Source organism: Clostridium sp. SM-530-WT-3G (assembly GCF_012843905.1).
GTDB lineage: Bacteria > Bacillota > Clostridia > Clostridiales > Clostridiaceae > Clostridium.
In genome coordinates, this window is the sequence record NZ_JABAGC010000058.1 from 1 (window position 1) to 13267 (window position 13267).

10 protein-coding genes are annotated in these 13267 nt (G+C 29.5%); 6 read left to right on the forward strand and 4 right to left on the reverse strand.

Translation table 11 applies throughout. The features are described 5' to 3' along the window. Window positions 1-95 precede the first annotated feature (95 nt). From HF850_RS14490 to HF850_RS14515, 6 genes are all read left to right on the forward strand, one after another. The gene (locus tag HF850_RS14490; RefSeq protein WP_169106138.1) at window positions 96-1484 is read left to right on the forward strand and encodes a putative DNA modification/repair radical SAM protein; all 1389 of its coding nucleotides are present in this window, start codon (window positions 96-98) and stop codon (window positions 1482-1484) included. Between the two features lie 2 nt (window positions 1485-1486). Beyond that, on the forward strand, window positions 1487-2236 hold the full coding sequence (locus HF850_RS14495; RefSeq protein ID WP_169106139.1) for a TIGR03915 family putative DNA repair protein: 750 nt from the start codon (window positions 1487-1489) through the stop codon (window positions 2234-2236). A gap of 234 nt (window positions 2237-2470) precedes the next feature. Next, window positions 2471-3640 (forward strand): galactokinase, encoded by a 1170-nt coding sequence (locus tag HF850_RS14500; RefSeq protein ID WP_169106140.1) that lies wholly within the window; start codon window positions 2471-2473, stop codon window positions 3638-3640. Window positions 3641-3700: 60 nt separating this feature from the next. Then, window positions 3701-4690 carry a UDP-glucose 4-epimerase GalE gene (gene galE, locus HF850_RS14505; RefSeq protein WP_169106141.1) on the forward strand — a complete coding sequence of 330 codons (990 nt, stop codon included), beginning with the start codon at window positions 3701-3703 and terminating at the stop codon, window positions 4688-4690. Window positions 4691-4701: 11 nt separating this feature from the next. Further along, window positions 4702-6195, forward strand: a complete 1494-nt coding sequence (gene galT, locus HF850_RS14510) for a UDP-glucose--hexose-1-phosphate uridylyltransferase (RefSeq protein ID WP_169106142.1) — start codon at window positions 4702-4704, stop codon at window positions 6193-6195. 12 nt (window positions 6196-6207) lie between these two features. Next, entirely contained in the window at window positions 6208-7221 is a 1014-nt protein-coding gene (locus tag HF850_RS14515; protein WP_169106143.1) for a LacI family DNA-binding transcriptional regulator, read from the forward strand. Window positions 7222-7344: 123 nt separating this feature from the next. On the opposite strand, the gene HF850_RS14520 is transcribed toward HF850_RS14515, so the two are convergent. From HF850_RS14520 to araD, 4 genes are all read right to left on the reverse strand, one after another. After that, window positions 7345-8181, reverse strand: coding sequence for a DegV family protein (locus HF850_RS14520; protein ID WP_169106144.1), 837 nt, complete (start codon window positions 8179-8181; stop codon window positions 7345-7347). Window positions 8182-8491: 310 nt separating this feature from the next. After that, a complete protein-coding gene (locus HF850_RS14525; RefSeq protein WP_169106145.1) occupies window positions 8492-10099 on the reverse strand; it encodes an FGGY-family carbohydrate kinase in 1608 nt (535 codons plus the stop codon). Window positions 10100-10228: 129 nt separating this feature from the next. Continuing rightward, window positions 10229-12217 (reverse strand): transketolase, encoded by a 1989-nt coding sequence (gene tkt, locus HF850_RS14530; protein ID WP_169106146.1) that lies wholly within the window; start codon window positions 12215-12217, stop codon window positions 10229-10231. Window positions 12218-12434: 217 nt separating this feature from the next. Then, window positions 12435-13184 (reverse strand): L-ribulose-5-phosphate 4-epimerase, encoded by a 750-nt coding sequence (gene araD, locus HF850_RS14535; RefSeq protein ID WP_169106147.1) that lies wholly within the window; start codon window positions 13182-13184, stop codon window positions 12435-12437. Between the last annotated feature and the right edge of the window lie 83 nt (window positions 13185-13267).

Genomic DNA, 13267 nt, shown 5'->3' on the forward strand with positions numbered 1-13267 from the left:
GGCTCTCTGATGAGGAAACTCGACTCACTGCGTTCGCTGAGTAAGTTCGAGCAACCAAATCATAGATTTGGGCTCTCACTTAGGAGGTGTTATAAATGGATATTATGGATAAACTCAAAATTTTGTCTAATGCTGCAAAGTATGATGTTTCTTGTTCTTCTTCAGGTTCAAGTAGAAAAAATAAAAATAATGGAATTGGCGATGCAGCAAGCTATGGTATATGCCATAGTTTTACTGCTGATGGAAGATGTATTTCATTGCTAAAAATACTCTTTTCTAATGACTGTATATTTGACTGTAAATACTGTATAAACGGTTTATCGCATGATTTTATCAGAACAACTTTTACACCAGAAGAAGTATGTAATCTCACTATAAATTTTTACAAAAGAAATTATATTGAAGGTCTCTTTTTAAGTTCTGCTGTAGTAAAAAATCCAAATTACACAATGGAACTCCTTTTAAAAACAGTAAAAACCTTAAGACTAGTTCATAAATTTAATGGCTATATTCATTTAAAAGCCATACCAGGAGCAAGTCAGGAGCTTATTGAAGAAGCTGGAAGATTTGCAGATAGAATGAGTGTAAATATTGAACTACCTTCAAATGACAGCCTTAAACTTTTAGCACCACAAAAAAGTAAAGAAAAAATATTGACTCCTATGAAAACCATAAAAAATAATATTATAAACTACAAAGAAATGAAAAAAAGCATAAAAAGCACTCCATTATTTGTACCTGGAGGTCAAAGTACACAGCTTATAGTAGGTGCTACACCTGAAAGCGACTTTAAAATAATAAATTTATCTCAAAACTTATATGATAAATATAATTTAAAAAGAGTTTATTATTCAGCTTATGTTCCTGTAATAAAAGATAACAAACTTTTACCAGATATAAGTCACCCTCCAATGCTTAGAGAACATAGATTATATCAGGCTGACTGGCTTTTAAGATTTTATGGATTTAAAGCAGATGAATTATTAAAAAATGAAACTGATAATTTTGATTTAAACTTTGATCCTAAAACACAATGGGCCTTGACTAATCTTAATGATTTTCCTGTTGAAATAAATAAAGCTCCTTATGAAACTCTTCTACGCGTTCCTGGTATAGGTGTGACTTCAGCAAAGAAGATAATAAAAATCAGAAGAGTTCATAAATTAACCTTTGAGGATTTAAAGAAAATAAGAGTCGTTTTAAAGAGAGCGAAATATTTTATTACATGCTGTGGCAAATATTATGGCGGAGTATCCTTCAATGATGAATCAATTAAAACCAGATTACTTTTAGGAAATATAGATAACAAAAAAACTGTAGATGAAAATCAAATATCATTTTTTGATTCTAATAATTACAAAACAAGTGATATTAACTCTAATATATTACTTCCGTCATCTAGTAGTAATTCAAATTTAATTATTCCTCATGAAAATATCCTTACTCTTCCTGAAAAATTTACATCTATAAGCGGGGAATTTTAATTATGGAAATATTATTATATGATGATTCATTTGAAGGAATGTTATGTGCTATATACTATGCTTTTTATTCAAAATCAACTATTGATGGTATCTACAGTGAAAAGGACTTTTCCTCTCCCCTTTTGCTCGGTACTATAGTAAATATAGATACCGATAATATAAAATATACAAAAGTAAGAGATGCTATAATAAATAAAATAGATTTTCTCTGCCTTAAAAAAATATATATGGTCTATTTGAGCTGTGAAGTTGAGAGAGGCTTAATAATATACAAATATCTAAAAAGTGCATTTAAATTAGGTAAGGATGTTCATAGCTTCTTAAATTTGAATGAAGTACGAATTATAGATGAAATAAATAAAAGAGTATCTCTTGAAAGACATAGATTTGAAGGCTTTGTAAGATTTAATTATATAGAAAATAAATTTTTATACTCTTCAATAGAACCAGATAATAATATCGTTGAACTATTAGCTGAGCATTTTAAGAATCGTTTTCCAAATGAGTACTTTATAATACACGATATTAAGCGTGAAAAAGCTGTAGTATATAATTCATCATCATATGAAATAGTTAGTATGTCTTATGATATTTATGAACAGTTAAAATCCCATGACGATGAATATATGAAATTATGGAAAGCTTATTTTAAAGCAACTGATATTGAGGAACGTAAAAACTTAAGACTACAATGTAGAATGATGCCTAAAAGGTATTGGAAACACATTTTTGAAACAAATAAATATAAGTAATACAGGCTTGTGATTAAATGATTTAGATATTAATTCATCTAATTATAGGCCACTTTTTATACAAAAATATAATTTTTTACAATAATATAGTAATCGCTTTCTATACATAAAATTAATCTATTATCGAAAAAGAAAACTTTTTCAAAAAATTTTTAAAGAAACCATTTACATTTTTATAGTAATCGGTTACTATAATTACATAGATAAAAAATATTATCAAAGGCGGCGATTTAAATGAACGAATTAAATACATTAAAAGAAAAATTTAAAGAAATATTTAAAATAGATTCAGATGCGGCTTTCTTCTCTCCAGGAAGAGTTAATTTAATCGGTGAACATACAGATTATAATGGCGGACATGTATTTCCATGTGCCCTTACTATAGGTACCTATGCAATCGTATCAAATAGGGATGATAAAAAATGTTTTGTTAATTCTCTTAATTTTGAAGAATTAGGAACTATAGAATTTGATTTAGAAAACCTAGTTAATGATAAAGCTCATAATTGGGCAAACTATCCAAAGGGAGTAATTAAAACATTCGAAGATCATGGATTCAAACCTGAACATGGATTCAACATTTTATTCTTTGGTAACATCCCTAATGGATCTGGTTTATCATCTTCTGCTTCACTTGAAGTATTAATGGGATGCATCTTAAACGAAACATTCAACTTTAACATAGATATGGTTGATATAGTTAAAATGTGTCAAGAAGCTGAAAATAAATTCATTGGTGTTAACTGTGGAATAATGGATCAATTTGCTGTTGGAATGGGTAAAAAAGACTGTGCTATTCTTCTAGATTGTAACACATTACAATACTCTTACAGCAAACTTAACATGGATGGATACAAAATAGTAATTGGTAATACAAATAAAAAACGTGGATTAGCAGATTCTAAATATAATGAAAGAAGAGAAGAATGTGAAACTGCATTAAAAGAAATTCAAGCAGTTAAAAATGTTAATTCATTAGGAGAACTTACAGAAGAAGAATTTGAAGAAGTAAAATCTCAAATTACTGATCCTGTAAGAGTAAAAAGAGCAAAACATGCAGTTTATGAAAATCAAAGAACATTAAAAGCTGTTAAAGCATTAGAAAACAATGATTTAGAGTTATTTGGTAAACTTATGAATGAATCTCATGTTTCACTTAGAGATGATTATGAAGTTACAGGTACTGAACTAGATACTCTTGTATCATTAGCTTGGGAATGTGATGGTGTAATTGGTTCTCGTATGACTGGTGCAGGTTTTGGTGGCTGTACAGTAAGTATTATTAAAGATGAATGTGTAGATAATTTTATCTCTACAATCACTCCAAAATATACTGAAAAAATAGGCTATGAACCAAGCTTCTATATAGTAGAAATATCAGATGGTACAAGAAAATTAAAATAATTAAAAATTAAAATAATTTAATATACAATTAAGATTTAAATTTTAAAAGGAAGTGTTTTTATGTCAATATTAGTTTGTGGTGGTGCTGGTTATATAGGGTCACATACAGTTTATAAATTAATTGAACAAGGAAAAGATGTCGTAATAGTAGATAATTTACAAAGTGGTCATATAGATGCAGTAAATCCAAAAGCAAAATTCTACAAGGGCGATATTCGCGATGCTGAAATCTTAGATAAAATATTCACTGAAAACAATATTGAATGTGTTGTACACTTTGCAGCTAATTCGCTAGTTGGTGAAAGTATGGTTAAACCTCTTCTATACTTCAATAACAATGTTTATGGAATGCAAGTTCTTCTTGAAAGTATGGTTAAACATAACATTAAAAATATAGTATTCTCTTCTACTGCTGCTGTTTATGGAGAGCCAAAGAGAATTCCTATATTAGAAGATGATGATACATGCCCAACTAATCCTTATGGTGAAACAAAACTTGCTATGGAAAAAATGATGAAATGGTGTGATAAAGCTTATGGAATAAAATTTGTAGCTTTAAGATACTTTAATGCTGCTGGTTCTTTAGGCGACGGTACTTTAGGTGAAGATCATAACCCTGAAACTCACTTAATTCCATTAATATTACAAGTTCCATTAAAGAAACGTGAAGCTATAACAGTATTCGGTACAGATTATAACACACCAGATGGAACATGCTTACGTGATTATATCCATGTTTTAGACTTAGCAGATGCTCATATAAAAGCTGTTGAATATTTAAAAGCTGGAAATGAAAGTAACGTATTCAACTTAGGAAACGGTGTTGGTTTCAGCGTAAAAGAAATGATTAAAGCTGCTGAAGAAGTAACAAACCAAGATATTAAAGTTATCTTAGGAGACAGAAGAGCTGGTGATCCTGCACAATTAATCGCATCAAGTGATAAAGCTAGAACTATTTTAGGATGGACTCCTAAATATACAGATGTAAAACAAATAATTAAAGATGCATGGGCATTCCATGTAGCTCACCCAAATGGATTTGAAAAATAGGAGGTTTTCTCATGATTAACCATGAATTAAACAGATTAATAAACTTTGCTCTACAAAAAAATTTAATACATGAAGAAGATAAAATTTATGCTTCAAATATGCTTTTAGGTTTATTAAAACTAACTGAATTTGAACCAGAAGAAATTAATGAAGAACTAGAAACAGCTTCCCCTATTTTAGAAAATATATTAGATTATGCTGTAAGCAAAAATTTAATTGAAGATACTGTTACAGAACGTGATTTATTTGATACAAATATAATGAACTGCCTTATGCCAAGACCTTCTGAAGTTATAGGCAAGTTTAAAGAACTTTATTCAGCATTGCCACAGAAGGCAACGGACTATTATTATAATTTAAGCATTGCTTCAAATTATATAAGAAAAGATAGAATAGATAAAAATATAATATGGAAGACTGAAACTCCATATGGTGATTTAGATATAACTATAAACTTATCTAAGCCTGAAAAAGATCCAAAAGAAATTGCAAAAGCAAAACTTGTAAAATCATCTTCTTATCCAAAATGTCTTTTATGCAAGGAAAATGAAGGATTTTACGGTAACTTAAATCACCCTGCAAGACAGACTCATAGAATAATCCCTATGACTTTATCAAATCATCAATATTTTATGCAATACTCACCTTATACTTACTATAATGAACATTGCATAATATTTAATAGTGAACATACTCCTATGAAAATTAATAAAGATACTTTTGCTAACTTATTAAATTTTGTAGAAATACTTCCTCACTATTTTGCAGGATCAAATGCTGACCTTCCTATAGTAGGTGGTTCAATATTATCTCATGACCACTATCAAGGAGGACATTATACATTTGCAATGGAAAAAGCTCCAATTGAAAAATTCTATAAAATTGCTGGATATGAAGATATAACAGTAGGAAGAGTTAAATGGCCTATGTCTGTAATAAGAATCAACGGAAGTGATAAAGAAAAATTAGTAGAACTTGCTGATCATATTTTAACTTCATGGAGAAAATATTCTGATGAATCAGTAGATATATTATTTGAGTCAAATAATGAACCTCATAACACAATTACTCCTATTGCGAGAAGAAGAGATGGAAATTATGAATTAGATTTAGTTCTAAGAAACAATAGAACAACAGATAAATATCCTCTTGGAATCTTCCATCCACACAATGAAGTTCATCATATTAAGAAAGAAAATATAGGACTTATTGAAGTTATGGGACTTGCAGTACTTCCTGCCAGATTAAAAGCTGAATTAAATGAAGTAAAAGAATGCTTAATAAATAAGATTCCTGATATATCTGATAAAGAAAATATATCCAAACATGCCGATTGGTATAAACAAATAATTGAAAAGTATGATATCATAAATGAAGAAAATGCAGACTCTATCGTAAGAGATGAAGTTGGTAATGTCTTCTTAGAAGTATTGAATCATGCTGGAGTATTCAAGAGAAATTCTACAGGACTAAGTGCATTTGATAAATTTATAGAAACTTTATAAGGTGAATAATTTATGAAAATTACTATACAAGAAGTAGCTAAAAAGGCAAATGTATCAGTTGCTACTGTTTCAAGAGTTATGAATGGAAACTACCCCGTAAAAGCAGAAACAAAAGAAAAAGTAATGCAGGTTATTAATGAATTAAACTATATTCCAAATATTCAAGCTCGAGAACTTACTAAGCAGAAATCTACTGCTGTTGGAGTTGTTGTGCCAAGTATAAATAACATGTTCTTTACTGAACTTATTTCTAGTTTAGAAAAATCACTAAAAGAAAATTCATTATCTCTTATACTTACATGTTCCAATGATAATTATAAAGAAGAAATGACCTGTGTAAATAGTTTAATAGCTAGAAATGTTTCAGGAATAATAGTTGCCAGCCCTAGTTCTAAGAACATAAAATCTGGGTTTTATAAAAATTTAGCTCAGAAGTATCCTATTGTATTTATCAACTCAGAATACACTGATTTAAATATATCATGTGTCTCTACTGATGAATCTTCTGGGGCAAGAGAAGCATTACAATATCTTAATAAAAATAATCATAAAGATATAATGTTTGTACGTGGTAAGGATAGTTATTCATACGATATAAAAGAAAGAGCTTATATTGATTTTATGAAAGAAATTAATAACTTTAATCCTGGCAATATTATAAATATAGGTAGTGGTAACAATCTTGATACAGTTGAAAATACTATGAATATTTTTTCTGATAAATTAAAATCAAATCACTTTACAGCAGTTTTTGCATGTAATGATTTGATGGCTGTAGGAGTACTGAATGCTTGTAAGAAATTATCCATAAAAGTTCCTAACGAAATTTCAATTATAGGTTATGATAATATAGCCCTTTGCAAGTTCGTTGAACCAAAATTAACTACAATAGACCAAAAGATTTCTGAACTTGGTTCTAATGCTGCAGAATTATTATTAGAAAAAATAGAGTCAAATAATAAAAACAGTAAAAGAATCATTCTATACAATTTACTAATTGAACGTGAGACCGTGACTAAAATTTAATTATTACTAATAAAAAAGAGTATCTAAAAACATCCCCTCGTTTATTAGATACTCTTTTTTATTGTGACAATGTTAAAATCTAAAGTCTATTTAATCAGCTTGTCTATTTTCTATATATTTAAATTAAAAACATACTACAATTCCACCATCATCAGCATAGATCGTTGTAAGCCCTCCAGCTTCAAATATAATTATATCTTTAAAATTATATCTGCTTTGTATTTCTTCCTTAAGACTCTCAGCCCTTTTTAGATTATTTACGTGAGAAATTCCTAAAACTTTATTACTAAAATCAGTTCCTTCTTCTCCTATCATGTCTAATAATCTATTAAATGCTTTCTTTCTTCCTCTTACTTGTTCTTTTAAAATAAGTTCTCCATTTCCATTATCACACATTATAGGAGTAACCTGAAGAAGTGAACCAACAAAGGCTTTCTTACTGCTTATCCTTCCGTTTTTAGCCAAATTATCTAACCTTACTGGTACTAAAAATGTTTTCATTTCATCTATGTATATATTAACTTCTTTTATTATTTCATTCTTATCAATATTTTTTTCTATTAATTCTTTAATTTTTAATACAATTAAGCTTGCTCCAGCAGTAGCTGTCTTACAATCAAATATATGTACAAAGGAATCTTCATTCTCATCTTTAAGCATATTGGCTGCAATCACTGCACTATTATGAGATCCACTTAACTTTTCAGAAATAGTAACTACAAAATTATTCTTACTCTTTTCTAACGCAGTTAAAAACTCATGTGGCGACGGACATGCTGTTGTTATTTTTTCTTTTGTGCCCTTCATCTTCTTTATAAGAGCATGTACATCTAAATTTTTATCTATTATTTCTTCATTATCAATGATTATTTTAAAGGGTACTCTTTCAAAATTCTCTTCATTTCCAAAAATATCTTTACAGTAGTCTACACAACTATCTGCCACTATTCTAATATCCATCCCATTCCTCCACCTTTTACGTTTATTTATCTGTTGTAAAAAATAAACAAATCTTAATATTAACCACAAAAATTTTACATTTTTTTCATTTTTAATATTAATATCATTTTACACCATATATACTATTGAAACAATTATTATTTAATTAATATTTTGATAAATTTATATAGTATACTTTTTAATTCACCTTAATAAATTCATTTAAATTTGCACAAATAAATATAAAAGTGATACTAAATATAAATATTATCAATCTATTTAGCATCACTTATAAATTTTTATACAAATTAAAACCTTTATTGAAATAACCCTACTTTAAATAATTAATTGCAGCTCTTTCAATAGATAATCCTAAACTATAGCGTTTAATAAACTCATCAAAGCCTTTAACATCTTCTGAATTTGGTTCTACCGTAATTCCTAATCTTCCTTCAAAAACTTTATTTGAAAGATAATCTTCAAAAGCCTCATTTTTATCTTTATTAATCATATAAGAAGCAAGAAGTGCAATTCCCCATGCTCCACCTTCCCCTGCTGTTTCCATAACAGAAACAGGAGCATTTATAGCAGCTGCCATAATTCTTTGTCCGACTCCTTTTGTCTTGAACAATCCACCATGTCCTAATATAGAATCTAGCTTTACACCTTCTTCTTTCAATAGAATATCTAATCCTGTTTTTAATGCACCTAATGATGTAAATAAATTTACTCTAATGAAATTAGCTAAATTAAATTTACTTTCTGGTGAACGCACAAATAATGGACGTCCTTCTTCAAAACCTGTTATATGTTCTCCTGAAAAATAATTATATGCTAATAATCCACCACAATCTGGGTCTCCTTCAAGAGCTTTATTATATAAAATTGAAAATAATTTATTCATATCTGCATCTACGCCAAGAGCTTCTGCAAATTCCTTAAATATTCCCATCCAAGCATTAATATCTGATGTACAGTTATTACAATGAACCATAGCAACAAGATTTCCAGTAGGAGTAGTAACAAGATCTATTTCTTTATGAACTTTAGATAATTCCTTTTCTAATACTATCATAGCAAAAACTGATGTTCCTGCTGAAATATTACCTGTACATTTAGCTACACTATTAGTTGCAGTCATTCCAGTACCTGCATCTCCTTCTGGAGGACAAAGTGGAATTCCTGCTTCTAATTCTCCTGAAACATCAAGTAATTTTGCTCCTTCTTCAGATAAAACTCCTGCATTTTCTCCTGCTAATAATACTTTAGGAAGTATTTCCTCAAGTTTCCATGAAAGATTTTTATCTGAAATCAATTCATTAAATTGATTGATCATTCTTTTATTAAAATCTTTAGTTTCTATATCTATAGGAAACATTCCTGAAGCTTCTCCTATACCTAAAACCTTTTCACCAGTAAGCTTCCAATGTATGTACCCTTCTAATGTAGTTTGAAAATCAATATTAGGTACATGTTCTTCTTTATTTAATATTGCTTGATATAAATGAGCTATACTCCATCTTTGAGGAATATGATAATTAAATAATTCAGTAAGTTTTTCAGATGCTTCTTCTGTAATTGTATTACGCCATGTTCTAAATGGTACTAAAAGCTCCCCTTCTTTATTAAATACCATGTATCCATGCATCATAGCACTAATTCCTATAGAGCCTATTTTCTTAATTACTACCCCATACTTTTCCTTAACATCCTTAGCCATATTTTTATAACTATTTTGAAGTCCACTCCATATATCATCTAATGTATAAGTCCATATATTATCTACATATCTATTTTCCCATTCATGACTTCCACTTGCTATAGGTTCATGGTTTTCATTAATTAAAACTGCTTTTATTCTAGTTGATCCAAATTCTATTCCAAGTACTGTTTTTCCATTAACTATTGCTTTTTTCACATCACTAAGTATTAATCCCATAAAAATCCCCCCCACAATCTCATTTCTGTTTTAAAGAAAGCAAGCCAGTCAGATAAATAATATGATTAAATAAATCCTTAAGCTTGCTTTCAAAATATTCATATATTATTGGAGTACTTACTCTCTATACTATTTTTCAATTACTTTTTTAGCTGTATTCACAACATTTTCAACAGTAAATCCGTATTTTTCAAATAACTTAGCTGCTGGACCTGATGCTCCAAATTTATCTAATGATATAACTTCACCATCAAGACCAGTATATTTATGCCATCCAAATGAGCTTAATGCTTCAACTGCAACTCTAGCTCTAACTGATCTTGGCATTACACTTTCTTTATACGCTTCATCTTGAGCATCAAATAATTCAAATGAAGGCATACTTATTACTCTTGCATCTATTCCGCATTTTTCAAGTTCTTCTGCAGCTTTGTATATTAATTCAACTTCTGAACCTGATGCCATTAATAACATATCTGGTGTTTCTTTCTTAGAATCTTTAAGAATATAAGCTCCCTTTAATGCGTTCTTTCCGCTTTCATCGTAAAGAGGTAAGTTTTGTCTTGTTAATACTAATGAAGTTGGTGCTGAACCATTAGTTACTGCATAGTACCATGCTGCAGCTGTTTCTTTAGAATCAGCTGGTCTAAATACTGTCATATTTGGCATACTTCTCAAAGCTGCTAATTGTTCTATTGGTTCATGAGTAGGACCATCTTCTCCTACCCCTATACTGTCATGAGTTAATACATAAGTTACAGGAAGATTCATTAATGCTGATAATCTCATTGCCCCCTTCATATAGTCACTAAATACAAAAAATGTTGCACAGTATGGTATTAACCCTCCATGAGCACAAATACCATTTGTTATAGCTGCCATAGCATGTTCTCTTACACCAAAGTGTAGATTTGAACCACTTCTATTTTCTGCTGAATAATCTTCTCTATTATCCATATGAGTTTTATTAGAAGGTGCTAAATCTGCTGAACCTCCAATAAAGTTAGGAATAATATCAGCTAATCTATTTATAACTATTCCTGAAGATTGCCTTGTAGCCATAGATTTATCAAATTTCCAGAAATCTTCTGACTCTAAAGCTTCAATATTTACTTTTCCACTCATCCATTCTTCATATTCTTTAGCTAGTTCTGGATATTCCTTTTTATATTCTGCAAATAACTTATTCCAGTTTTCTTCTTTTTCAACACCATTATCTATATATTGTTTCATATTACTATATACTTCATCTGGAACATAGAATGCTGGTTCTAACTTCCATCCTAAGTTTTCTTTAAGAGCTCTTACATTATCTTCTCCTAAAGGTTCTCCATGAGCTGATGATTTACCCTGCTTAGCTGGGCATCCAAATCCAATTATATTCTTAACAATAATCATTGTTGGTTTTGCTGTTTCTTTCTTTGCTTCTTCAATTGCATCTGAAACTGCATCTATATCATTTCCATCTTCTACTTTTAATACTTGCCATCCATAAGCTTCATATCTCTTAGCAACATCTTCTCTAAATGCAATATCAGTATTACCTTCAATTGAAATATTATTTGAATCATATAAAACTATTAATTTTCCAAGTCCTAATGTTCCTGCAAGAGATGCTGCTTCACCTGAAATACCTTCCATTAAACATCCATCACCACATATTGAGTAAGTGTAATGATCTACAACTTTATAATCTGGCTTATTAAATTTAGCTGCAAGATGTGTTTCAGCTAATGCCATACCAACAGCATTACATACACCTTGTCCAAGTGGTCCAGTTGTTATTTCAACTCCCTTAGTGTGTCCATATTCAGGATGTCCTGGAGTTAAGCTTCCTAATTGTCTAAAATTTTTAATATCATCTACTGTTAATCCATATCCAAATAAATGTAATAATGAATACTCTAGCATAGAACCATGCCCAGCAGATAAAATAAATCTATCTCTGTTATCCCATTTAGGATTTTTTCCATTATGATTCATTTTTGTCCATAGTGTAAATGCCATAGTAGCAGCTCCAAGTGGTAATCCTGGATGCCCTGATTTTGATTTTTGAATAGCATCTGCAGATAATGTTCTTATTGCATTAATACATAGCTTGTCTAGTTCTCTACCCATATTTCTCCCCATTCCTTTAAATAAAACTTTTGATTTAGATTTTGTCATTTTTTTATTATTTTACCATATAAAAAGATAATTAAAATAGCACACCAGAAGATATGAAACTTATTTTTAAATAACTTTTTAAAATATATTTTATAAGTTTATATTAACTCCAAATTTTTTCCAAGTCAATATTGCCTTTAAATTTTATTCACCTAAAAAGTAATTAATTTTACTTAGTTAATATTTCTTTATTATCAATTAAACTTTCTTCATTTTTATCTGATGTTATATTGCTTTGACCATAATAAGCATTTGCACCATGCTTTCTAAGATAATGTTTATCCAATAATGTTTGTTTTACATGCTGTACTCTATTATTAAGCGTCATTGTCTTATATGCCATTTCTGCAACCTTATCTAATACAACCGCATTATATACTGCTGAATCAGCATCTTTACCCCATGCAAATGGTCCATGATTTTTTACTACTATTCCTGGAACTTCTAATGGATCCTTTTCCCCAATTGTCTCTACTATTACATTTCCAGTTTCTTTTTCATATTCTCCATTAATCTCATCATCAGTAAGATCTCTAGTACATGGAATATCTCCATAAAAATAATCTGCATGAGTTGTCCCAAATGCAGGTATATCCATACCAGCTTGTGCAAATGTTGTTGCCCATTCAGAATGAGTATGGACTACTCCTCCAATTTGAGGATACTTATTATATAAAACTAAGTGTGTAGGAGTATCTGTAGATGGCTTATAATTTCCTTCTACTATATTGCCTTGCAGATCAACAACTACCATATCTTCTGGTTTCATTGTATCATACTCAACTCCACTTGGTTTAATTACAACTAATCCAGTTTCTCTATCTATTTCACTTACATTTCCCCAAGTGTAAATAACAAGTTTCTTTTTCTGGAGCTCCATATTAGCTTCATATACTTTTTTCTTTAACTCTTCTAACATACTCTGCCGTTACTGAAAACTTATAAAAATCTATAAAAAATTATAAAATCTTATGTTTCATTCCTTTTTCAATGTATCTGCTT